Source organism: Bacillus sp. AP8, assembly GCF_000321185.1.
Lineage (GTDB): Bacteria > Bacillota > Bacilli > Bacillales > DSM-1321 > Bacillus_AD > Bacillus_AD massilioanorexius.
The window spans coordinates 20160-45599 of the sequence record NZ_CAPG01000072.1 but is presented as its reverse complement, the minus strand read 5'-3'; the positions used below and the strand labels follow the sequence as shown (position 1 = coordinate 45599).

At 32.8% G+C, this 25440-nt stretch carries 22 protein-coding genes and 1 pseudogene; 16 read left to right on the top strand and 7 right to left on the bottom strand.

Features of this window, described 5'->3' with window-relative positions:
• Positions 1–37: 37 nt before the first annotated feature.
• Both BN349_RS24235 and BN349_RS25010 read right to left on the bottom strand, forming a co-directional pair.
• Positions 38–979 carry a chloride channel protein gene (locus tag BN349_RS24235; RefSeq protein WP_051024286.1) on the bottom strand — a complete coding sequence of 314 codons (942 nt, stop codon included), beginning with the start codon at positions 977–979 and terminating at the stop codon, positions 38–40.
• Entirely contained in the window at positions 952–1263 is a 312-nt protein-coding gene (locus BN349_RS25010; protein ID WP_157381030.1) for a hypothetical protein, read from the bottom strand. The genes BN349_RS24235 and BN349_RS25010 overlap by 28 nt, the downstream gene beginning before the upstream one ends.
• 607 nt (positions 1264–1870) lie before the next feature.
• Here BN349_RS25010 and BN349_RS24230 point away from each other — a divergent pair.
• The 3 genes and pseudogenes from BN349_RS24230 to BN349_RS17375 all read left to right on the top strand — a co-directional run bounded on the left by BN349_RS24230 (position 1871) and on the right by BN349_RS17375 (position 8180).
• Positions 1871–3064 (top strand): annotated as a pseudogene (locus tag BN349_RS24230) (IS110 family transposase).
• 863 nt (positions 3065–3927) lie between these two features.
• On the top strand, positions 3928–5382 hold the full coding sequence (locus BN349_RS17380; protein ID WP_019243612.1) for a protein adenylyltransferase SelO: 1455 nt from the start codon (positions 3928–3930) through the stop codon (positions 5380–5382).
• Between the two features lie 416 nt (positions 5383–5798).
• Positions 5799–8180, top strand: a complete 2382-nt coding sequence (locus BN349_RS17375) for a polyprenyl synthetase family protein (RefSeq protein WP_026089365.1) — start codon at positions 5799–5801, stop codon at positions 8178–8180.
• Between the two features lie 89 nt (positions 8181–8269).
• On the opposite strand, the gene BN349_RS17370 is transcribed toward BN349_RS17375, so the two are convergent.
• The 4 genes from BN349_RS17370 to BN349_RS17355 all read right to left on the bottom strand — a co-directional run bounded on the left by BN349_RS17370 (position 8270) and on the right by BN349_RS17355 (position 11737).
• The gene (locus BN349_RS17370) at positions 8270–8611 is read right to left on the bottom strand and encodes a hypothetical protein (RefSeq protein WP_019243610.1); all 342 of its coding nucleotides are present in this window, start codon (positions 8609–8611) and stop codon (positions 8270–8272) included.
• 1 nt (position 8612) lies between these two features.
• Positions 8613–10229, bottom strand: a complete 1617-nt coding sequence (locus tag BN349_RS17365) for a DUF6792 domain-containing protein (RefSeq protein WP_019243609.1) — start codon at positions 10227–10229, stop codon at positions 8613–8615.
• A gap of 12 nt (positions 10230–10241) precedes the next feature.
• A complete protein-coding gene (locus BN349_RS17360) occupies positions 10242–10925 on the bottom strand; it encodes a hypothetical protein (protein WP_019243608.1) in 684 nt (227 codons plus the stop codon).
• A 380-nt stretch (positions 10926–11305) separates the two neighbouring features.
• On the bottom strand, positions 11306–11737 hold the full coding sequence (locus BN349_RS17355) for a hypothetical protein (RefSeq protein WP_019243607.1): 432 nt from the start codon (positions 11735–11737) through the stop codon (positions 11306–11308).
• 259 nt (positions 11738–11996) lie between these two features.
• On the opposite strand from BN349_RS17355, the gene BN349_RS25005 reads away from it, so the two are divergent.
• From BN349_RS25005 to BN349_RS17310, 9 genes are all read left to right on the top strand, one after another.
• Positions 11997–13463, top strand: coding sequence for an S-layer homology domain-containing protein (locus BN349_RS25005; protein WP_019243606.1), 1467 nt, complete (start codon positions 11997–11999; stop codon positions 13461–13463).
• Between the two features lie 166 nt (positions 13464–13629).
• Positions 13630–14163 (top strand): sigma-70 family RNA polymerase sigma factor, encoded by a 534-nt coding sequence (locus BN349_RS17345; RefSeq protein ID WP_019243605.1) that lies wholly within the window; start codon positions 13630–13632, stop codon positions 14161–14163.
• 4 nt (positions 14164–14167) lie between these two features.
• Positions 14168–14575 (top strand): PadR family transcriptional regulator, encoded by a 408-nt coding sequence (locus BN349_RS17340; RefSeq protein WP_019243604.1) that lies wholly within the window; start codon positions 14168–14170, stop codon positions 14573–14575.
• A 5-nt stretch (positions 14576–14580) separates the two neighbouring features.
• Positions 14581–15831, top strand: coding sequence for an FtsW/RodA/SpoVE family cell cycle protein (locus BN349_RS17335; protein ID WP_019243603.1), 1251 nt, complete (start codon positions 14581–14583; stop codon positions 15829–15831).
• Between the two features lie 357 nt (positions 15832–16188).
• Positions 16189–16932, top strand: a complete 744-nt coding sequence (locus tag BN349_RS24220; protein WP_019243602.1) for a DUF975 family protein — start codon at positions 16189–16191, stop codon at positions 16930–16932.
• 303 nt (positions 16933–17235) lie between these two features.
• On the top strand, positions 17236–18420 hold the full coding sequence (locus tag BN349_RS17325) for an MFS transporter (protein ID WP_019243601.1): 1185 nt from the start codon (positions 17236–17238) through the stop codon (positions 18418–18420).
• A 547-nt stretch (positions 18421–18967) separates the two neighbouring features.
• A complete protein-coding gene (locus BN349_RS17320) occupies positions 18968–19813 on the top strand; it encodes a transporter substrate-binding domain-containing protein (protein WP_026089364.1) in 846 nt (281 codons plus the stop codon).
• Between the two features lie 65 nt (positions 19814–19878).
• Positions 19879–20607, top strand: a complete 729-nt coding sequence (locus tag BN349_RS17315) for an amino acid ABC transporter permease (RefSeq protein WP_019243599.1) — start codon at positions 19879–19881, stop codon at positions 20605–20607.
• Between the two features lie 47 nt (positions 20608–20654).
• A complete protein-coding gene (locus BN349_RS17310; RefSeq protein WP_019243598.1) occupies positions 20655–21389 on the top strand; it encodes an amino acid ABC transporter ATP-binding protein in 735 nt (244 codons plus the stop codon).
• A gap of 180 nt (positions 21390–21569) precedes the next feature.
• On the opposite strand, the gene BN349_RS17305 is transcribed toward BN349_RS17310, so the two are convergent.
• Entirely contained in the window at positions 21570–22475 is a 906-nt protein-coding gene (locus tag BN349_RS17305) for an EamA family transporter (protein ID WP_019243597.1), read from the bottom strand.
• Positions 22476–23079: 604 nt separating this feature from the next.
• On the opposite strand from BN349_RS17305, the gene pssA reads away from it, so the two are divergent.
• The 4 genes from pssA to BN349_RS17285 all read left to right on the top strand — a co-directional run bounded on the left by pssA (position 23080) and on the right by BN349_RS17285 (position 25334).
• A complete protein-coding gene (pssA, locus tag BN349_RS17300; protein WP_019243596.1) occupies positions 23080–23808 on the top strand; it encodes a CDP-diacylglycerol--serine O-phosphatidyltransferase in 729 nt (242 codons plus the stop codon).
• A 286-nt stretch (positions 23809–24094) separates the two neighbouring features.
• Positions 24095–24340 carry a hypothetical protein gene (locus tag BN349_RS17295; protein ID WP_019243595.1) on the top strand — a complete coding sequence of 82 codons (246 nt, stop codon included), beginning with the start codon at positions 24095–24097 and terminating at the stop codon, positions 24338–24340.
• 70 nt (positions 24341–24410) lie between these two features.
• A complete protein-coding gene (locus tag BN349_RS17290) occupies positions 24411–24638 on the top strand; it encodes a hypothetical protein (RefSeq protein ID WP_019243594.1) in 228 nt (75 codons plus the stop codon).
• 270 nt (positions 24639–24908) lie between these two features.
• Entirely contained in the window at positions 24909–25334 is a 426-nt protein-coding gene (locus BN349_RS17285; protein WP_019243593.1) for a MarR family winged helix-turn-helix transcriptional regulator, read from the top strand.
• Positions 25335–25440: the final 106 nt, after the last annotated feature.

The window sequence follows — 25440 nt, the reverse complement described above, 5'->3', positions numbered from 1 at the left end:
TGCAGGAGGGAAATAGCTAAGATGTTTTAAAATAATGTTATTGTATTAGATTATTATACTTTTTTATAAGTGCAACCCCTAATACAGCTGATATTACTATAAAAATAACAAGGTTTATTGGGAAAAATAATATAAGCAAAAATATTGTTACAATATAATTTCCCATTATTGCACTCATAAAAGTAGTAGCAACTATACATGCTGAAAATACAGGGTCTACTGTAGATACACTTGAAATTGCAAGTCCCATAGCAACTCCCGAAAACATTACAGGAAAAATATGTCCTCCAATCCATCCTGTTAAAATACATACTTCTGTTGCTAAAAGCTTACATAGGCATATTATAAGAAGCCAAAATAATCCTAAACTTTCCCAATTTACTATTATATCTTTTAAGTCATGTTCTCCAGAGAAGAATATATAAGGTATTGTTATACCTAATATTGCTAATATAACTCCTCCTAGAACTGATTTTACTACTTTATAATTTTCTAAAGGTTTTAGTATCTTCTTTAAAACACTGCCCATTTTTTTGTAGTATAGTGCTAAAAGAAGTCCTACTATCAAAAGAGGAATAAAGAAAATTAATTCTAATTTGCCTATGTTAGCATCTGCAAATTTCGTTACAAATGTTCCTCTGTTATCAATATGGGATAATAATTTAAATACATAAAAACCTGAAGATACAGTTAATATATATATTACTGTCTTAAATCTTTTTATTTTATCCTTACCACTTATTAAACTATAAAATCCGTATAATGGTGCTGCAAATATAATACCCACAGTTGATTCTATACTTGATTGGATTAATGCTTCATTTAAATCATTTTCGATTTCTTTTCTTTTAAACCCATATTTAAGTAAATCACCAGATAAAGTAACTAATCCCCCTACAATTCCACTTAAAGCAGCTTCTGGTCCAAGACTTGCCCCAAACCAAAGAACAATTAATGCTGATATTGCTGATTTTGGCAACGATTTGTATTCAACTCTTTTATTTTTTTAAACTCTACTAAAACATCTTGCATTGTTTTTGGATATTTTCCAAAATATTTTTGGCACAGACCTACTATAACACCACCTAAAATACATACAAATAAAGTTAAATGCTTTTTATTTTCCTTAAATACAAAGTCATACCATATAAAGTCTATTCCGCTGAATATTAAAGTTAAAAATATCCATGTAATTGTTCCAATAGCAACGCCTATAAATATGCTATAAACTCCAGCAACACATAAACTCAAGAGTTTTTTCATGCTTTTCTTATCCTTTATCATGAATTTTAAGAACCATAATGCTAACAAATTTCTTTATATATCTTCCTTTCTTTTTCTATATTCATACAATCTAATTATTTTATCTAATATCATAATTTTTCATAAATGACTTCCAAATTATTTTTTCTTTATATCTAGATGTCTATACTCATTGAAATAAAGTTTTATCTGATAATAAATATTCATATGAATTCTAAGTACCAATGTTTTTTATTAATAAATCTATAAATAATAAAGAACCGTATCACAAGTAAGTGATACGGTTCTGCTAACTTTATTAGATTTGATGTATTTCTATATTAGAGTTTGTGAATAAATGTTCTTAAACAAACAGGGGCGTTCGTATTATATAGTTCAGCCAGAACTTTCTGGTTGAACTTTTTTTATTTCGAATTAATCTATCAGTAGCCAGGGTAGAACGTACGGGGGCGTGGGACATTGATCCCGTCAACTAAACTGTTCACCCCCTACTTGTAGAATTATGTTTGAGGCTGGTTGGGGCTGAGATCTCGTATAACAAGCGAAGCTATAATACTACTTGGAGGTAATAGGGGTTACTGGTGAATACGTAAGAGGAGGAGAAAGAATGGACCCAGTTGTGGGTATAGATGTAGCTAAAGGAGAGAGTGAAATTCAGGCTTTTTTAGATAAAGGAAAGCCTTATGGAAAGAGCTTTTCAATTAAGCATAATCGCGAAGAATTAGATGGGTTTGTAAGTTTCTTAGGGGAAATTAAATCAATGACAGGTCAGATGCCAGTCATATTGGAATCAACGGGGCATTACCATACTCCTGTTATTCAATGCTTAGAAGAGAACGATTTACTTTATATTCTGTTAAATCTAATCATTTCTCATCAAGCAAAGAAATCCAGTTTAAGAAAGGTAAAAACAGACGCATTTGATGCGTATCAATTATGTGTCCTCTATTACAAAGAGGACTTTGAACCTTATAAAATGAGGGGAATTCAGCTATTGAACCTTCGTAACCTATCTAGACAACAGGAAATTGTGACGAATATGTAGAAGCAAAACTGCAATTTCATACGATTTTAGATCAGACTTTTCCTGATTACCGAAAGGTATTTGGAGATCTTTTTTCGAAAGTATCTTTATCGATATTAAGAGAATATCCAACATCGGAGAAGATTCTAAAAACTGATGTAGAGGAATTGGCAGAACGAATAAAAGGGTATTGTCCAACTCGTTCGATTCAGTGGGAAAAAGAGAAAGCCAAGAAATTGATCCATTCAGCTTCTCAAAATCCATTTCAAAAAGTGATTTATCTAAGTCATCTTATCAATCTTAATATGTATATAGACATCCTATTTCACTACCAAGGACACCTTTCAGATTTAGAGAGCCAAATGGTCTCCCTGACATATGAAATAGAAGAATATAAGATTATCCAATCAATCCCTGGAATCGGAGAAAAAATCGCCACCACGATTATTTCCGAAATCGGTGAGATTGATCGGTTTAATCACCCTAAGAAATTAGTGGCCTACGCTGGAATTGATCCCAGTGTCCATTTCTGGCAAGTTTACAGCGACGACGAATCGGATAACGAAACGAGGTTCCAGTAGGCTAAGGCACAGTTTATATCTAGCTGTTTTATGTGGAATAAGGAGTTCCAGAAATAAAAAACTCAAAGAGTTCTACGACAAGAAACGTTCAGAAGGAAAGCCTTCGAAAGTGGCAATTATCGCTTGCATTAATAAACTTCTTCACTGGATTTATGCTTTACTAAAAAGGAAAGAATATTTCCTAGATATAGCTTAGAAAGATTTTTTAGCCATATAAAGAAAAACCTTCCATAAGATATCTGGAGGGTTATTTGGTATGCCTAAAAACAGTATAGCATAAATAATTTATTGTTTAAGAGAAAGATGTTGACAACCTATTAGCTGGTTTAGTTGAACAACAGAAAACATTTTGTTGTGGTAAATGAGGTCATTTGTTGTACAAAAAAGGATAGATGAATACAGGTATTTTAATCCTGTTCATCTATCCTCTCTTTTGACTTATAAAATGTGTGACATTATATTTGGTTGTTTAATTATAAATGATTTTAAACATTTTCTTGACTTTTAATAAAAGAATTCAAGGCTCTTTCTTAAAAAATTCAATACTCTATCTCTTTATGAAAGTTATGCAATTGGCTATCTAAACGTTCCAATGTCTTGATTTGTGAAAGAGGAAAACCATCTCTGTTTGTTTTTGGCGAGCACATCTGACAGGAACAGTGCATTTTTCTTTTAGCAAATTTCCTATCAAATTTAGAGTACCATCCTATTTGCTTGGATATTTTTACTTTACGCTGGATAACTCATCTACGATGATGTCGATAGTAGGATTGACCTCGATTTTTGTTAGTAGGCTTCATTGCCATCAACTCCTCGGGATAAGGCTCAGCCTGCAAAAGACTCCAAAAGAACATTTAGATTTTCACATTAGATGTTTCAAGCTTCAATCACCTCTAAGAAGCGTTTTCTTTATTATACAGTCATTAACTATGTGGATAGTGAACTACGCTTTCCTTTCATTCATTCTTGCAATCCTCAAATAACATATAAAACCAGCCAAAAGTCTATAATAAGGTAATGACAAATGAAATAGAAAGAACACAAAAGAAAGGGGATTCTATGATTAAAATAGGCTGGAACTTCGATAATAGTTATGCTCGATTGCCGAATTTCTTTTATAAAAACATAAATCCAACCCCAGTTAAGTCTCCAAAAGTAATTATTGTTAACAACTCATTGGCTAAATCATTAGGCTTGAATCCAGATGAACTTCTAAGCGAAGAGGCTGTTATGGTGTTTGCAGGTAACAGAATTCCTAAAGGTGCTAACCCTTTGGCACAAGCTTATGCAGGGCATCAGTTCGGGCATTTTACAATGCTAGGAGATGGTCGAGCTATTCTACTTGGTGAGCAAATTACTCCACAAGGTGATCGCGTTGATATTCAATTGAAAGGACCAGGTCGAACACCATACTCGCGTGGTGGAGATGGTCGTGCGGCACTTGGGCCGATGCTGCGTGAATATATTATTAGTGAAGCGATGCATGCTCTTGGAATTCCTACAACCCGCAGCTTAGCGGTCGTGACAACTGGTGAGGCAGTAGCTCGTGAAACTTATCTACCTGGAGCTGTTCTAACTCGAGTGGCGGTTAGTCACATTCGTGTTGGTACCTTTCAGTATGCTGCAAATTTTGGAACAGTAGAAGATTTACGTGCCTTAGCTGACTATACGTTGAATAGGCATTATTCAGATGTTGCAGATGATGAGAATCGCTATTTAGCTCTTCTTCAAATGGTTATTCAGCGTCAAGCTGATTTACTAGCAAAATGGCAGCTTGTAGGCTTTGTCCATGGCGTGATGAACACCGATAATATGACAATTAGCGGAGAAACAATTGATTACGGTCCTTGTGCATTTATGGATACTTATGATCCAGCAACTGTATTCAGCTCTATTGACGAGGAGGGGCGTTATGCGTTTGGTAACCAGCCATATATGGCTTTGTGGAATCTCACTCGCTTTGCTGAAACCTTATTACCATTACTTCATAATAAACAGGAAGAAGCCATTAAGATTGCAGAGGATGCACTGTCTCATTTTGCTAAGCTGTTCCAAAGTAAATGGTATAATGGCTTGAGAGCAAAACTCGGTATTTTTAATGAAGAAGAAAAAGATGAAGCTCTTATTAAAGTTCTTCTTCAGATGATGGAAAAGTATCAGGCAGACTACACAAATACATTTCGTGCGCTAACTTTTAATAAACTGGAGCATACGGTTCTGTATGATAAGGAAGAATTTGAAGAGTGGTATCAATTGTGGCAAGAAAGACTTGGTAGACAAGAGCAATCAAGAGAAGCTTCCCATAATTTGATGAGAAAGAGCAATCCAGCCGTTATCCCACGTAATTATAGGGTAGAGGAAGCACTCAAAGCTGCTGTAGACGGCGACTATAGTGTCATAGAGAGATTGCTTAATGTACTCTCAGATCCATATGCTTATACACCAGAACAAGATGAGTATTGTAAAGTGCCTGAACCATCAGATAAACCTTATCGGACGTTTTGCGGAACGTGATTAGACGAAAACAATAGTAACCTCGAGATTGCAAAGATGTATCTAACCAATCTCGAGGTTTTTTTATAAAAAGATTCAGTGCTATATTACTTGAGAAATTCCTAGAGGCAATTGAAATGCGAAGAGGGCTCAATGCTTGTACGTAGAAAGTGCGTAGTTATCCATCTTAGCCAATATTTAGTTGAAAACTTTAATTGAATTGAAACGTAGTATTAAGAGTAGAAATGTAAAGTCGCAGGATTGTACCCTAAATGTAATGTTTACAAAAAATTCAGCTCATAATACTTGGATTTTAGGGTATAGGAATAGAGTGGCACTAATAAAGTTCGAGAATGTAAATGTCATTTAAATGTAAACATTGAAGATGAGTTTAAATAATAGTGCATAAGATAAAATGAGACTAATAGATTGAGGTAATGTACCGTATGAATAATAAATTAATAGAAAATGCTGATGAATGTTATCGGCAAGCTGAGCAGAGTGCTACTCAATATTTTGAAACACTATATAAACAAGTTAAGTTAAAGAGCTATGTACCTATATTGACAAAAGATATACAATCTTGGAAGTCGACACATGTTCATCGTTCGTCTATTTTCTCCCTTTTTTCACGTGGAAAAAGAAAACCTGATTCTAAAGACTATTATAAGTATATTCAATGGCTAAATTACTCTGGAAAACTAGAAAATTATCTAGATCGAAGTGTTGCGTATATTTTTATGAGGGACTTAGGAAAAGCGTTGGATATGCCTGAAACACAAGAACGGGTTCAACGTGCAGTTGCTCATTTGAAAAAGCAATTAATGAAAACTACTAATGGTGACAAGGAAACATTTAGTATGGCGAAGCTGTATAGATGGGCTCAGAAAGAAGGGGTAGAATCAACACTCATTTGGGTGATGGATAAAATAAAGACAGCATCTAACCATATTCCAGAAGGTATGGATAGAGAACAAGCTCAACGGAAGTTAATTAAGCTTATAGGTGGAGTTGTTATGCATGTGGTGGAGGAGATGGATGAGGATATACCTCCTTATGAAAGAACATCAAAGCTTGAGGAAGCGATTAAGCTAGGGTATTCCTATGGGCTGACCTATCCTTTCATTGATGACCTTCTAGATTCCGAAGTGTTATCAGAAAAAGAGAAAAAAAAGTACTCTGACTTAATTCGTAGGACGCTCCTTACAGGATCTGTCCCAGAATTAGGGGAATGGTCTGGAAAAAATGCACGGTTGATGCAATATATTCATTCCGAGCTCCGAGAGGCGTTTGAGTATATTAAAAATCAGCAACGACCTGAGACAAGCAAACAGTTTTTTGAGCAATCTTATGTGTTTTTTCAATCTCAAGAAGAAGATCGAGATAAGGATCTAGAGAATGCCCATTACACGAATGAAGAAATATATATTCCAGTCATTTTAAAATCGGCTTCCTCACGCTTGATTGTCCGCTCAGTAATCAGTGCAGATGAAGATAAGGGATTTGATAGCCGTACATTTTATTATGGTATATACAATCAGCTAGCGGATGATTTTGCTGATTTGTTTGACGATATGAAAGCTGGTGCAGTTACACCTTATACATATTATATGAAATATCATAATAAGCGTAGTGATTTAATCAATCCTTATGAATTATACTGGACGGTCATTAGCTATTTGATTCATGACGTGTATCGCTCTGATGCAAAGGTTCGAAAGGTGATTTTAGCCCGTGCTATTAATGGCCTGAAACGATACAAAGAACGACTTGGAAATGAAAAATATAAAGAAATTATGGATGTTTTAGCCTCAAGTACCCCTGCATTTCATTCTGTCATTCAAGATTTAGTAAAGAAAGCAGATGATGTAGATTTCTTTGATAAATTACTTCGTGATCATATGCTTACAACTCTTAGAGAGGAACGGAAGGAACAAGATAAATTTTTAGATACACTAAAAAACGTTAGGAATGAGATAAACAATAATCTTCCTATTACTCAAAATAAGCAAGATACTTTTATGAAACAGTCTATCATTGAAGCTGCTAACTATAGTTTGGAAGGTGACGGTAAGCGTTTAAGACCTATCATGACATGGGTTATGGGGATTAATGGATATAGATTAGATCAGTCGGCGATTATACCACTTTTGAAATCGTTAGAATATATGCATACTGCCTCGCTTATTTTTGATGATTTACCGTCACAAGATAATGCTTCTACTCGTAGAGGACGTGCAACGCTACATCAAGTTTATAATACGGCGATTGCAGAAATAACAGGTCTGTTTCTGACGCAGAAAGCGATTGAAGAGCAAACAGCTCTTAAACAGTTTGATTCAGAGTCTGTACTTCGTTTAATTCGTTATTCAGCTCAACGAACAATGGATATGTGTAAAGGACAGGCAATGGATTTAGAAACGAAAGGACAGTCATTAACAATAGAACAGTTGAAGTGCATGTGCTTTTTTAAAACAGGAATTGCATTTGAGGCTTCTCTCATCATGCCAGCTATTCTTGCACAAGCTAAAGAGCCAGAAATAGCAGCGTTGAAAAAATACGCTCGTCACGCTGGTATTGCTTTTCAAATTAAAGATGATTTACTTGATGTCGAAGGTACGCAAAATGTCCTTGGAAAGCCAATTGGTCAAGATATAGAGAATAATAACTCAACGTTCGTGACTATTCTAGGACAAGAGGCTGCTCGCAAAGAAATGTGGAATCAATATTGTTTGGCGATGGAAGCCTTGCAGCAGGTGCCTCGAAACACCGTTTTTCTGAAGCATTTATTGAACTATATTGTGCATCGAGATCATTAAGATGAAATGTATTTTTTAGTTGAAATAGACATTAACATAAAGCAGCTGTCCCTTCAGTCGAAAGGCAGCTGCTTTTAACAAAATGAGTTTTATTTTTTTTCTAGCTCAACGATATGATAATACAAATTATAGCTTCTATTTTCATAAGTGTTTTCAATAAAGTGTGTCATAGAAAGAATATGCTCCATGTTGTAACGATGATGATCTTGGATGAACATTTGATTTATGGAGGTATAGCGTAAAAGAAAATCATTTAAAGAATCTATGAATTCGCCAGATTGATTATCCAATTGTTTCTTTGCAGAAAGTAATCTTTCATCTGATTCTATGCTAGTTTCTACAATGTTTTTTAAATGATATTTCATTTCTTCAATAAGATAATCTTCCGTAAAAGTAAAATCATATTTACCTGTCTTAACACCTGAGGACATATTACACCCCCGCCTTATTGATGATAGCTGCTAATTCTTCATCTTTCTCAAATATCTTTTCTCCTAGAGATAACACTTTCTCAATGAACTCTTTTAGATGCTTTCGTTGATTTAGTAGCATGCTTTTTAATTCATCAAGAGATGAGTTAACACTATTTGAAAAGCCCCTTATATCTTTATCAAATACTAAACCATCTACTACCACTCTACTATCGGAAACCCATGAAAAGAATCCTAAACCGCCAACCTCTGAAAAAAATGCATCTGGATTAGCTTCTTTTTCGTTCATTTTAGCTAGTAATTTATTGACGCTATCTTGATAGAGCCGTTGAGTAGTGTTTTCGATATAATCATCTAATTTAGCTATAGCTAGTTCCTTGTTTTCTAATGATTCAAAGCAGCCTATGAGAAATTGTTTCATAGCGCTTTTTTCCATTATGATAGGTTTTCCTGAAGTGGGGTCTGTGAAGTTATAGAAGCTTTGTCTATGGGTAGGATCTTGATTTTTATACATATTGATGAGTACTTCAATTCCATGATTTCCAACAAGATCAAAATGATTATAGATTTGTCTACCTTGATAAAAAAGAGCAAGTGGAGAATTTAGTATATTTAATATTCCTGAGTTAACATCATTCGATGTATTCAATGTTGAAGTAATAGCTTTAAAGTACTCTGATTGATTATAACTAGTTTTAATATCATTGATTAAGGCTTCTGTTCCAGATAACCCTAAATTTTCATCGATATTTCTAATACCGCTTAATATTTGACTTGTTCCAGAATTGTATCTTAGTTTTTCTAGATAAAATACGGGGAAATACTTACTTAACTTTTCAAAAGGATAGGAACCTATATCAGGGAAGTTATTCGTGTTTTGATCGCCTAAAACGATTATGCTTTTTCCTATGTACATTTTCCCTTTAAATGATTGACTATAAAGTGGTTCACCTTTAACACGTACATGAGTAATTTTATCACTTTGATTTTGATAGAAAGTGTTAGCATACTTTAGTAATTGTTTTTCGGGGATCTTGTTTATTTTTTTATAGTTTGTGAGTCTATTAATATAATCATTAAAGACAGGGTCATATCTATACAATTGATACACGTTTACAGGAGCATCATTTAACCCACGAACAGAATTAAATGTACCAGTTTTTAGTGATAAGCTAGTAATTATGTTGCCACCAAGTGAATGTCCATCACCATGTAATGTTAATTCTGGAAAATTTGTTTTACTTTTACTTTGTTGTTTCAGAATATTTGTGGTTACTTCTTTATACATTTTTTCGGCAGCTTTTAATTGTTCAGTATTACTACCAGCCGCTATTCCTGCTGCATCTGCATATAAGTCTTCGAAACTTGTAGATTCTGTTCCTCTAGCTACAAAGTACACTTCATTTAATTTCTTATGAGTATCAGCGAAATGTATAGCTATTCCTTCAAAACCTGATGGATCTTGTTTTGATGGATAAATTTTGAAATTAGGAATATCTTTGACTCCTAATTCTTCAATTATTATCTGATTAATATCATCTTTAGAGATATCATCTTCATAAATTAAACCGGCTAAACGATTTCGAGAGTTATCATTCAAAAAAGGAGTTTTTTCCATAAAATCACATCCTTATCGAAAATCGATGCTTTCATAAATCGTCTTAAAAAGAGCTTCTTCATTTTTACTATTTATAGAACAACTATTATCATCTTGAACACAGCGAACAGAATATACAATTTCAACAATTTGTCCGGTCTTTTTATCTTCAACTAACGCAAAAAAGCTATTTGCACCATTTTTTGTAGGATCTTCTTTTTTTATATCAGTACCATTAATTGAAACATAAGTTTTACCTACGTATGCAATACAATCATTTAAATCTATTTTTTTATGTTCATTGTTATAGGCATAGTCACTTAGAAAAGTTCTTAAGGAGTTCTCTGTTTCACGAGCCGTATTTTCTGAATACGTCACAACAAAATTGCGAGCAATCTCTTTTTTTACTTCATCTTCTGCGCTCAACCTCATAAAGTATTCATCTTTAGCAAGCACATATTCAAAGCGATCGTCATTTTTTTCATATAGACTTTTGTCTATCAAATATCCTTTTGGAAATTTCATATTATATTTATTAGTTTTAGAGCTGAAGTGAAGAAAGTCTGTATCCCCTTTTATTTGAGATAATAATTCATTAGTAAACTTCTCATCCTCTTTATTTAGTATTTCGTTCTCAGTTGGTTTCATTAATAAATATCCTCCTATAGCTAGCAGAATAAGAACAATTAAGGCCAATAATACCCATTTTTTTTTCATAGCTCCTCCTCTGTAAGTATAAATATATATACAATTTTAACATCTATAGACTAAGGATAAATCCTTATTTTTCCTTATTTTCGCATTATGAGTGAGATTGGTTTAATATCTGAAGGTGAATAGAAACCCTTATTGAAAAGTGACACTTTCGTAAATCGTCTTAAAAAGAGCTTCTTCATTTTTACTATTTATAGAACAACTATTATCATCTTGAACACAGCGAACAGAATATACAATCTCAACAATTTGTCCGGTCTTTTTATCTTCAACTAACGCAAAAAAGCTATTTGCACCATTTTTTGTAGGATCTTCTTTTTTTATATCAGTACCATTAATTGAAACATATGTTTTACCTACATATGCAATACAATCAGTTAAATCTATTTTTTATGTTCATTGTTATAGGCATAGTCACTTAGGAAAGTTCTTAAGGAGTTCTCTGTTTCACGAGCCTTATTTTCTGAATACGTCACAACAAAATCGCGAGCAATCTCTTTTTTTACTTCATCTTCTGCACTCAACCTCATAAAGTATTCATCTTTAGCAAGCATATATTCAAAGCGATCGTCATTTTTTTCATATAGACTTTTATCTATCAAATATCCTTTTGGAAATTTCATATTATATTTTTTAGTTTTAGAGCTGAAGTGAAGAAAGTCTGTATCCCCTTTTATTTGAGATAATAATTCATTAGTAAACTTCTCATCCACTTTATTAAGTATTTCGTTTTCAGTTGGTTTCATTAATAAATATCCTCCGATGGCTAGCAGAATAAGAACAGTTAAGGCCAATAATCCCCATTTCTTTTTCATAGCTCCTCCTCTGTAAGTATGAGTATATATACAATTTTAACAGCAATAGACTAAGGTTGAATCCTTATTTTTCCTTATTTGGTATCTTGATGAATGGATAGATTTGAACAATTTTCAAAGTAGATGTGAATTCATAGCTTAGATGGTTTACCTATAAAAGGAAATAGTTGCCGTAGTAATAGCCATTAACTGGAGATAAAATGGAAAATGTCATTTTTAGTAAATGCTATTTTTATCATAAATAAAGGAGTTATAGTAGTTGAAAAATAAATTATTTTTATCATCTGCGGCTGCAGTAGTAGCTGTATCTTCTTTTGGAACATCCGTTTTTGCTCATAGTTTCATAGACGTGCCTAGCAAATATATGAAAGCAGTAGATTTTGTAGTATCTAAAGGTGTGTCTGGCTTTAATAAAAAGGAATTTGGCACTTATAGAGCGATTAAACGAGTTGATGCCGCTGTTATGCTAGCGAAAGTACTAGATTTAGATGGTGATAAGGCACCAGCATCAGGATTTAAAGATGTACCTTCACGTGCTGTAAAATATGTGAATGCATTAAAAGCAGCTGGAATTACAGTTGGAAAGACAGATACTTTATTTGGTAGTGATGATTATGTAACTCGTGGTGAAATTGCGATGTGGATTCAAAAAGGTTTTAATTTAAAAGGTTCCGCAGAGATTTCATTTACAGATGTGGCTCCTCAATATCAAGAAGCTGTATCTGCATTAGTTAAACATAAAATTACAGTAGGGAAGAATCAAGCAGAATTCGGAACATATGAGGACACGATTCGTGGAGATTATGCTATTTTCTTATATCGTGCAGCTCAAATTATTGGAAGTGCTGGGGATGGTAGTAATCCAGAGGAACCACCTGTTGTTGAGCCAAATCCACCGGAGGTAAATCCAGATCTAGAACCGCCTGTAGAAGATGATTCAGATGTTGATCCAGATTTCGGTGTTACACCTGAATTGATCAAGCCAACTTTAAATATTGAAAGTGATAAACATACTCCACCAGCTATTTCGACACATGGTAATAGAGTTGAAGTTTTGAGTTATTATAATAATGTAACAGTTGGAGTGGCATTTAATACAGATGTAGAGCTAGAGAAAGTATCTGCTGAAAATCCACATAATTATAAAGTTGCTGGAAAATCAGTTCGTACGGCAAAGCTTCTTGATAACAACTTGGTATTTTTAACAATGGATTATGAAACTGTTGAAGAAAATAGCACGTTAGATATTGAGATTAGTGGTGTTCAAAGTATAGAAGGCGCTGTAATGGATACGGTTTCTACTAATGATTACTTTGTTGAAAATGTTCGGCCATATGTAGAAAAAGTAGAAGTAGTTAAAAGAGACCAACTAAAGATTACATTCAGTGAACCTATTAATAGATTATGGATATCACCTGCGGATTTAAATCTGTATGTTGGTGATTATCAAGTGGATGAGGCAAATTGGAAAATCACAGCAATCGCTGATAATCAGGGCTCCTATCAGAATGAATACATGATCAAACTAAATGAGAACTTAACTGATGAAGATTTCAAACATACTCTTACTTTAGAGACCGTGTTGAATTCATCTGGCCCAGGAATTTTGGATGGAAAAGGCAATCCAGTTGTGGATGAGAAAATTCCATTTTTAAATCATAAAAATAATAGTTTAAGTAAGAGACCCTTTAGGAGTCTCTTTTTTAATGTTGTTTTACATAAATAAAAAAATCTCATTTTACAATATTTTTATAAGTACTAATAGTACAGAGTTATTTTCGAATAAATAAAAGGCTTTCTGTATAAAGAAGATGGGAAATAATATGAAAAAGATATTTATAAAAACTTTTTTAAGGGAGCCTCGTCTAATTTAATAGGAAGGAGAGAAAGTAGTGGAGGAACTAACAGTTGAAATAATTAAAACGGAAAATACGGAAGTAGTCATCAGTGAGATTATGAATAGATATGGTCAAGATTTATTACAGCTAGTATATTCCTATGTGAATAATAAAGCGATAGCAGAAGATTTAACGCAAGATATTTTCATAAAATGCTATAAATCTCTTTCTACTTATAACGGAAAATCTACATTTAAAACTTGGCTTTGGAGAATTGCCATTAATCATTGTAAGGACTTTTTAAAAAGCTGGTATAACAAAAATGTCATGGTTGCTGAAGAAGAATCAAATAAAGGAAGCTCTCAAAAGGAAATGGTCGAGCAAACTGTTATTCAAAAAGATGAGGATGTTCGATTAGTTTTAGCAGTTATGAGCTTACCGATCAAATATCGAGAGGTGATTCACTTTTTTTACTTTGAGGAATTGCCCATTAAACAAATATCGTTGGTATTAGAAGTGAATGAAAATACGATTAAAACAAGGCTTAAAAAAGCAAAAGAACTATTAAAGGAAAGATTGGAGGAGTAGAGCAATGGAAGAACGGCTAAAAGGGCTGCGACAATCGATGAAAAAAACGATTTATCAAGATTTACACTTTACTAATCAGCTTCAAAATCGAGTTTTGGAAAAAATCCATAAGCAAAAAGAAACAGATGAAGAGATTATATTAGCCATTATGCAGTTACTTATCTCTGAAAAAAATGGTTATGAGCTATCCAAGCTTTTAAGAGGAAGAGGAATAAAGAGATTTGAGGACAATGAAGGATTTTTATATACGATTATTCATCGGTTAGAGCAACAACAATATATTTGTTCAAGATGGGATGAAGATTCAGGGAAATTATATCTGTTGAATGATAAAGGAAGAAAAGTCATGCAGAAAGCAGAAAAACAACAACAAAGAAAGCAAATAACCTTTCGTGAGTTGTTAGAAGGGTGAAAAGAATGCAGAATAAAAGCGAATCTTATCTAAATGAAGTGATGAATCAAATTCGATCGAAGGAAGCAAAAAAATATGTATCTGAAGAATTGGATTTCCATATAAAGGGAGTTAAGAAACATTTAATAAAGAACGGATTAACAGGTGGAGAAGCGGAAGCAAAGGCGATAGAACAGATGGGAAGTCCAATCCAACTGGGGATGGAGCTAAATAAAATTCATCGTCCAAGAGTTGATTGGCTTATGATTATTCTATTAGTTCTGACAATGAGTTTAGGATTTTTACCTTTATTAAGTGTTGGAAATATGGATGTAGCAACTATCATAAATAAAGGGATTATTACAATATTAGGAGTAGGGATAGCCTTTGGACTAATGTTTTATGATTACCGAAAGCTGATTCAATATAAATGGTTATTTTTAGGAGTAGGTTTGGGTATTTTAATCATACTTCAGATTCTCCCTAATACTTATGTGAAGGGTAATCCATATTTTATAGCTGGACCTCTTTCTATTAGTAGTTCGACAGCTTTACCATTCTTTTTCCTTTTTTGGGCAACTTTCTTTAATCATAAAAAAATGACTCTTTGGCAAGCAGGAGGCATTTTCTTCATCACCTTGTTTATGTTTCTTTCTGTAGGGGGAATATCAATATCTTTTATATATAGTTTGATGTTTTTTGTGATGATTTGGTATAGTCATTTAAGTTTTAAAAAGATAATTGGTTTTACATTATCTGTTCTTGGGACTGCAGTAATAAGCACATTTATCATGTGGCCGTATGTAAAAAATAGATTAATAGGCTTTCTAGATCCCGAAAAATATAGTGATAGTGGTGGTTATTTATATTTATATATGAAAGAGCTGTTGCTAGATGCCGGTTGGTTCGGCAACGCAAATACCAATGTACAAATTCCGGAATCACTAACAGACTTTGTTTTGGTTAGCTTTACGTATCATTACGGCTGGCTTTTAGCGATTATCTTAATAATAGTGTTGACATTATTCATGATACGAATGATTTTTGTTGTAAGGAATATAAATGACTTCTTTGGAAAAATGCTTATAGTTGGAGGGGTTACTCTCTTTTCTGTTCAATTTATTTATCATTTTTTTATGACAATCGGTTTGTTACCGATTATTTCAATGTCCTTACCCTTTATTAGTTATGGCATAATGCCAACATTACTTTATGCCATCATCGTAGGAATTTTTCTAAGTGTATATCGAAGAAAAAATTTCATTACATCTTACTAATAAGCACACATGACTAATTATGTTTTACATTAAAAAGCCCTTTGCTAGGGCTTTTTTTGTGGCGCCCTTTTAGTCTGTTTTAATTACTAGATTTTGAGGTATAAAGAAGTAAATGAACAGCATGCGAGATTTGTAAGTTAGGAATTTTAAGAAAGAAGTGAATAGAGACCTATTGCATATCCTAAACAAAATCTTTATAATTTTATTTTTGAATGGACTGTTTTTGGTGAAAATGTTATTTTTGGAAAAAATTCACTCAAACGAATTTATGAAGGTAATGTTAATTGGCAGCCTATTTAAATAAGATGAATGAATCTTAAAAAAAGTGATAATTATAAAATATGGGAGGTGGATTTGATGAAAGCACGTCAGCATAAAGAAACGGCCAAAAAGGCTTTAAAAGGTAAATGGGGAATTGCAATAGGAGTTTATTTCATCTATGCAATAATCAGTAATATCATAGGGGCGATACCAGAAGAGTATTCTTGGTTACTTATCATTTTGTTAATTGTAGTTAGTGCTCCTCTATCCGTTGGCTATAGCTGGTTTTATTTAGATGTTAAAAGGCTACCAAATCCGAAAATCGAGACACTATTCGCAGGGTTTAAAGGTAACTATATTAGGAATCTTTTAGCTTCTGTATTAGTAACAGTTTTTACGTTATTATGGACTCTTCTATTAATTATTCCTGGAATTATAAAAGGGTTTGCCTATTCTATGACCCTATTTATTTTGCGTGATCATCAAGAAATGAGTTCACTACAAGCGATTACAGAGAGTCGCAGATTAATGAATGGAAAGAAAAAGAATTTATTCTTCTTAATGCTATCGTTTATTTGGTGGTATATTATTCCGATTATTATAGCCATTGTAGGATTTATTTGTTTCATGATAGGCATAACATCTTATAGTAATGACGCGGTTGCTTTAGCGTTGCTAGGTACAGTTTTACTAATAGTTGGACTCGTTTTATTCCTAGGAATTGGGATTTACGTCATGCCATATTACATGACATCTCTTGCAGCCTTTTATGATGATTTTGTTAAACCGAAATCTAATGATTTAGATGAAGTTAACGAAGATCAACATTCACTTGAATAACCTATATGCATAAAAAGAAGTCTTCATAATGAAGGCTTCTTTTTTGTTGAAATAGTATTTTATCCTAAAAATAAATCAGAAAAGTATGAAAAGTGTGTTGAGCGTATATAATTTTATTTACGCTTTTGTTATCGCCATTTTTGTAGCGCATAAGCTTGTACTCGGCCAAAGAGAGGTGATGGGATATTGGAAATATCGTTTATTAATAATAAGAAAAAAGAGTAGGATATAGTATAAGTATCATTTAGTAGGAGTATAGTTTGTAAGCTGAATGATCGTTGAACTTGCATTTGGGGTGGAAAGATGAAAAATCAATATTTAAGAGCAGCAACGGGATTATACGTTAATTATTTTTTACTTGGCATGGTAAATATTATCCTATCGTCAAATATGTCACATTTAACTGTACAATGGGATACTGATAAAACAGGAATTAGTTATATTATTGCAGCGATTGGCTTTGGAAAATTACTTACATATAGTAGCTTGGGTGTTTTATCAGATAAAATTGGTAGAAAACCACTAATCCTATTTTCGAGTATAGCTATGGGGATTTTTCTTTTTTGCATACCGTTATTACCAAACTATAAATTAGCATTACTTTTTGCGTTAGTAGCAGGTGTAGCTAATGCTGCGATGGATGCTGGCTCGTATCCAGCTTTAGTTGAAATTTTCACTAAATCAGCAGGTTCTGCGAATGTTTTAGTGAAGGCATTCATGTCATTAGGGGCTACATTGCTCCCATTTCTTATCTTATTTCTATCTAATCAAGGTCAATTTTATGGCTTCGCCTTTTTTATTCCTGCGTTCATATATGGATTAAATATTTTTATTTTGCTTAAAGCGTCCTTTCCGAAAAGTTTTATTGAAAAGAAGGGTAGCGAGCGTGATGCTGTGAGAATATTCTCTTCTCAGCCAAAGCTATTGAAAGAAGGAATAGCTCTTATTATTATCGGCTTTACTTCTACAGCTTTATTTACTGTAGCACAAATATGGTTACCTAGTTATGGACAAGAAGTATTAAATATGTCTGTAAATGAATCTGTAAAATTACTTAGTTACTATAGTATTGGCGCGCTCTCCTCTGTACTCTTATTAGCATTTGTATTAAATAAAATTGTGAAGCCAGTTACTGTCCTTGTTCTATATCCAATTATTTCAGTCATTACAGTGAGTATTATTTTAACCATCCATTCATCTACCGTACTAACGATAACAGCATTTGTGTTAGGGTTTTCTACAGCTGGAGTACTGCAACTGGCCATTACTATTATGACAGAACTTTTTTGGCAAAGAAAAGGAGCTGTAACAGGTTTAGTGGCAACGGCGTCAAGTATAGCGTCAGTTTTACTTCCTCTTATTACTGGAATGATTGCTAAAAAGGGTGCTATTTCACATATATTTATTTTTGATGGAATTTTAGCACTCTTAGGGATCATGGCTGCAATTTATGTAAATTACCGATACGCACAACTTTTGAAGAAATAAGAATGTAATCTATATATATTGAAATAATTTATTTTTATCTATAGATAAACACCTGTTTCTTTAGTATTCATAGCAAGAATTGTGAACTAAGCAAGTAATTAATATATTGATAGAAAAATGCATAATTTGTCGGAATGTGCGAAATATTCTATTTATTTATTGACGAGTATGGTGTGTTGTTATACACTAAATGATATAAATTTTATAATAGAATAAGAAATTATACACTTGTTAATAACATGAGTAGAAATCAGGTGAGCGCATGCTGACCTTACAGCTGCCATGCTTACAAATAAGCCAATCACTTTGTAGTGCACGTCTTATTTCTGAGGCATGGCTCCTTTTAGGTTTAGATGTTTTACATAAAGGTTGATAGACTTTTGGCCTAAAGACTTAATGTATGGCATATACATCTAGAAAAGGATTGTATTGATTTTTCTTAAATTTCCGAAAAAAGATGAAGGGTTACTATTTTATCTTTGCTAGTTTGTTTATTGTTAATGAGAGGTTAAATATGTTGGAAAAGGGCGAAGGAGAGAAATTTATTATGAGAAAGAAAATATCTTTATTATTAGCAATGGCATTATCGATGCTTGTTTTTTTAACGGCATGTGGATCAGATGATAGCTCGAAGACAAGCTCTAATGGAGACGAAAAGAAAGAAACATTTAAAGTAGGTTTAGAAGCTGGTTACGCTCCATTTAACTGGACTCAGAATGATGATTCAAATGGTGGTGTAAAAATTTCTGGTAACGCAGAATATGCCGGCGGTTATGATGTAGAGATTGCAAAGAAAATTGCTGAAGGTTTAGGAAAAGACTTAGAAATCGTTAAAATTGAATGGGATGGATTAGTACCAGCTTTAACTTCAGGCAAAATTGACGCCATTATTGCAGGTATGTCTCCGACAGAAGAACGTAAAAAGACAATTGATTTCTCTGATAACTACTATAAGTCAGATTTAGTTATGGTTGTAAAAAATGGTGGGAAATATGTAGATGCTACTTCAATTCAAGATTTTAAAGGGGCAAAAGTAACTGCTCAATTAAATACATTCCACTATTCAGTAATCAAACAAATTAAAGGCGTAGGCCAAAAGCCAGCAATGGATAATTTTCCAGCTATGAGGGTTGCGCTTGAATCTGGCATGATTGATGGATACGTTTCAGAGCGCCCTGAGGGAGTAAGTGCTCAATCAGCAAATAAAAATTTCAAAATGGTAGAGTTTACAGATAAATTTGTGACAAGTGATGATGATACAGCGATTGCTGTAGGTGTTAAGAAAAATAGTGAATTAACTAAGAAAATCAATGAAATTTTAGCAGGCATTTCAGAGGAAGATCGCATGAGTATTATGGATACTGCCATTAAGAATCAACCAGCAGCGAAGTAATATATGTTTAAAACCGAGTGTATGTAATGCATTCGGTTTTATTGTACTTTTTGAGGAGGATCAAAATGAGTTTAGAGTGGATAATCAAGATAGTATCTGAAAATGGTCCAATGTTTCTTCGTGGAGCTGGAGTTACACTTTTAGTATCTATGTTGGGGACGATATTAGGAACCGTTATCGGTTTAATAGTTGGAGTTATACGCACTATTCCAATGCCCGATCGAGGTGCTAAGCGAGTAATTTTAAAAATAGTAAATGGTATTCTTGCCTTTTATATTGCTTTTTTCCGAGGCACACCAATGATCGTGCAAGCTATGGTTATCTATTATGGATCAGCCTTAGCCTTTGATATTCAAATGAATCTTATGGTTGCAGCTGTATTCGTTGTAACGATTAATACAGGAGCGTACATGTCGGAGATTGTTCGTGGTGGTATTATTTCCATTGATAAAGGACAATTCGAGGCAGCTCATGCTATAGGAATGAATCATGTCCAAACGATGTGGAATATTGTTCTTCCACAGGTTTTCCGAAATATTTTACCGGCACTTGGAAATGAATTTGTTATCAATATTAAAGATACTTCTGTATTAAATGTTATTTCTGTAACCGAATTATTCTTCGTTACAAAATCAATTGCGGGAAATAACTTTAGATATTTTGAGTCATTCTTTGTCGCATGTTTAATTTATTTTGTCATGACATTCACGGTAACAACTATTTTACGATATATCGAAAAGAAATTAGATGGTCCCGAGAATTATAATATCAATGGTAATCAAATGCAGGTGTAAATTATAAAATCACAAGCTATTAGATAGGTATCGGATGGTGAGGAAGTATGGAAAAAGTAATTGATATTCAACACTTAAGCAAGCACTTCGGTACACATGAAGTATTGAAAGATATCAATTTTTCAGTGGAAAAAGGAGAAGTAGTCTGTATCATTGGCTCGTCCGGATCAGGAAAATCGACTCTTTTGCGTTGTGTCAATCTATTAGAAAAACCAACTGGTGGACAAATTATATATAATAACGAAAATATTTTAGATGATAAGCATGATATTTATGAATATCGTACAAAATTAGGTATGGTTTTCCAACAATTCAACCTATTCAACAACCATGATGTGTTAAGTAATTGTGTTGTTGGACAAAAGAAAGTATTAAAACGTTCTAAAGAAGAAGCGGAGAAAGTTGCATTGAAATATTTACAAGTTGTTGGAATGGATAAATATATTCATGCTAAACCAAAACAATTATCAGGTGGACAAAAACAACGTGTGGCGATTGCTAGAGCATTATCTATGGAGCCAGATGTTATGCTCTTTGATGAACCGACATCCGCGCTTGACCCAGAAATGGTTGGCGAAGTTCTAAAGGTTATGAAAGAGCTAGCTAAAACAGGTTTAACGATGTTAATTGTTACTCATGAAATGGATTTTGCGAAGGAAGTATCTGATCGTGTCGTTTTCATGGACAAAGGCGTTATTGCTGAAGAAGGAACACCTGAACAAATTTTTAATAATCCTAGACAAGAACGTACAAAAGCATTTTTAAAACGTACATTGAAATAATCGTAGTAGTATAAAAAACGAAAGCTATTTCATACGATAAATACTTTATATGTATATGTCGTATGAAATGGCTTTTAAGTATAAAAATTTATAAAGTTTTTTGGGATTGGTTATTTTCCCTTTTTATCTCAGTCTAAAAGCTCCAGTCTATACGTCTCTAATCCGGCGCTTGTATTTTGCTTACATTTCATCAGAAAGACCAAGTAATGCTATACCGATAACAACAAAAAGAATGATGATATATTGTTTTCTATTTAATTTTTTTTTAGGTAAGATTCGAGATAATATGATTGAGAAAATGCTATAAGATGCAACCAATGGTGCAGCTATGATTGCATTAGCTGACATTGCATAAACGTAAAAAAATTGACCAATTGTTTCAAGGATAGCTGCTGTTCCTTTGTCTCTTTCTTTAAAGATAGAAAAACGTTCTTTCTTAACACATGTAAGAAAAATAAAAGAAAAGAAAGCGCAAATCAAAAAGGTATATTCATAAGCAATTAAAGCAGCATCTTCACTAATAAGTTTTAATTCATCTAAATATACCCCATCGGCAAAGGTTCCAAGACCATCAATTAAACAGTATAATATCGGGAATAAAATGGCTAAAAAGCCTATTTGATATTTTGGGTTGATTGGTTTGGAATGGCCTTTCAGCGTGACCTCTTCTTTTTTTTCTAAAATAGCAATGCTAATAATACCTAAAGTAATCACTATAATTGCGAGTATTTGTATGATGCTTAATTTGTGAGTGAAAAAAATAAAAAGCAAGATGGTTGTAACTGCACCTGAAGAATTTTGAATAGGCGATGCAATAGATAATTCTATATATCGTAATCCAATATAACCAATTGTCATGGATAATATGTAGAGTGCAGAAACAGGCAAGTATGTTACTAAATCAATAGGATCAAAAGCTATTCCTTTGAAAAATATATAGGCTGTAGCGTGAATCCCCATTACTACTCCAACCATAATTACGATTTTGATATGACTAGTTTTATCGTTACTGTCTGACCCTTTCTTATAAAATAAATCAGCACCACCCCAAGCGAATGCTGTTAAGAGTGAAAAAATAAACCACATTATGCTAGCTCCTTGTTGTAAGTTTCCTTTTTATAGAGACAATCTTTCATGTATAATAGTTGTAAAAAACAGTCGATAAATTATTTTCAAAACATTACAATTATACATATTTAAGATTCGTCGTTGTCAGTAAACAAAGAGTTGGAAATATTTTAAAGTAGGATTGTAAATAGAGGAAATGGAGTCATGCGGTAAGGGGAAATGTTAATCCAGCTGTAGCACCTTAGCTTCTAGAGGAAATAAGAAGAGAAAGTCTATCTTTGGCTTGAAGGATGGTGCTTGCTTATTATCATTCTTACAAAAGTGTAAGGCATTGTAAGGAAAAAGAATTTAAGAAAATGTTATTTATCTATATAATATGTATTAATTGAGAAAGTATATGTATACTTTAAGGAAGACAGACGTAATGGTAGATAAAATCCTAAAGCGCAAGAAAAGGGAGGACTTTATTGATTAAAAGGAATTACCTATGGATTCCTTAGAAAGAATACATATTATAACCAATATGATTATTCGACTATGTATAGAAATATATTCGATAGTATGAACCGAAGAATGAAGCAATTATAACGGATAAAAACAATCATAAAGAAAGAAGAAATATATGAAAAGGCATATACCTAATTTATTTACTTTTGGAAATTTATTTTGCGGATTTTTATCTCTACATTTTTCAATGAATGGAGATATTAGCAATGCGGCAATATTAATTTTTATTGCTATTATGTTAGATGCAGTTGATGGAAGAGTAGCTCGTATTTTGGGAGTATCAAACGATTTAGGAAAACAATTGGATTCTTTAGCTGATATTGTTTCCTTCGGTGTGGCACCCGCATATTTAGTGGTTCATAGCTATTTTACTGATATGGTGATAGTAGGGGTTATTATGACTTCGTTATTTCCACTATTTGGCGCATATCGCTTAGCTAGATTTAATCTAACAAAAACAGAAGAATCTATGGAATACTTCACAGGAATCCCCATTACAATGGCAGGTGGACTCGTAACATTTTTTGTTTTATTTAGCCATCATATAAATATCATTATTTTTATGATTATGTTTTATGTATTAGGCTTATTAATGGTAAGTAAGGTTAAAATACCAAGCTTAAAAGATGTTAAGCTTCCAAAAAACGGGATACTAACAAGTATTTTTATGGTTTACATGTTCTTGTTATTATGGAAAACTGGATTTAAACAAGTACCGCTTCTTTTTTACGTGTCCTTAGTGATCTATTTAGCATTTATTATTGTTCGTTTTATTAAAGAAAAAGAAACAATACCTAGAAAACGAAAAAAGAAAAAACGAAAGCAAGCGATGAAGAAAAAGTAAGAAAGAATAACATGTAAGGCATTTATTATATCGATAAAGGTGTAAACATTAAGCAAGGATTTATTTCATTTATAAATTCTTGCTTCTTTTATTGGCTTTGTTTTCTAAAATAGAATCTTTAAAGACCCTTTTTTCTTGATGCATAAGACACTTTCGTATCTCTTACAAAAGTGTAAGGTTATGTAAGGGAAAGACATATCACATTTTTTCGCTCTCCCTTATACTAAATGTAGATTCAAGATTGCCTTGTAGGAATGAAAAATATGGATAAGGAAGGGGAACTACCATGATCTATGAAATTCAACAAATTTTTACGTTAGATAGCTTAAGCACGTTAATAGATTCTTATGGGAGATTAGGTCCTCTTTCAGGTGCTTTTCTCCCGTTTATTGAAGCCTTTTTACCTTTTTTACCTTTAACCGCATTTATGATGGCTAATGCAGCTTCATTTGGGTTATTTACAGGATTTATACTATCTTATGTAGGTTGTCTGGCTGGAGCCTGGAGCCTGGAGCTTATATTGGATGTTTAGATATTTTGGTGAACGTCCATTTTAAAAAAAATATCGTGAAAAAGACAGTGTTAAGAAATATTCTGCTTGGATGGATCAAAAATGTATCCTAATAGTAGCAATGCTTTGTTTGCTTCCTGTATTTCCAATTGCATCAGCCATTGGAATTTTTGGTATGACTTTCGTATTTAGTGTACTAGGTAATGATTTGTTTCAGATTATAGTAAATCCATTAAAAATAATTGTGATTGCAGTTGTAATGATTAGTATAAGCATACTTGGAAAGTTTGTTGAACAAAGATTTGCTTTAAACAATTAAAATAGATTTAAAGAATACTTGGTTATTATCAATAGCGAATATCCTTTTTTAGAAATAAATGGACAGAAATTTGTAAATGTCTTGCATTAACATCCTAAAAAACAGTCTCTTAGAGAATAGTAAAGGTGGAAAATGTTCAAGATAGATAACAAGTATGATGAAATTAAAAAAAGTAATTAAAATGGTTTGACTTTCTTTTTTATTTCGGTTATTATTATCTCGAAATCGAAATAAATTTACTCGAGATAATAGTGTAAAGGAAGTGCTAAAATGGAAAACAACTTATCCTTAAAAGCATTAGTTATTCTTTTACGTGCGTCACAGTCCGTTCAAGATAAAGTAAAGCAAGATATGGGAAAGTATGGCGTAAACCCAACTGAATTTGCTGTACTTGAACTTCTATATCATAAAGGTGATCAACCTATTCAGCATATTGGTAAGAAAATATTATTAGCTAGCAGTAGTATTACGTATGTAGTTGATAAATTAGAGGATAAAGGATTTGTTGCACGACGTGCTTGTCCAAAAGATCGCCGCGTAACTTATGCTTCTATTACAGAAGAAGGAAAGGCATTTATCGAAGAAGCTTTTCCAAAGCATAAAAAGACGATTGAAACAATTTTTGAGAATTTATCACAAGAAGAGTTAGAAACAACTATTGATTTATTAAAAAAAATTGGTCTTCGTAACAGTTAATGTCATTACAAATGAAATGAATCTGTTTTTCAATCAAAAAGGACACAAAAAAACCGGCAACGGTTTTTCATTTAAAATAATATCTCGAAATAGAGATATATGAATT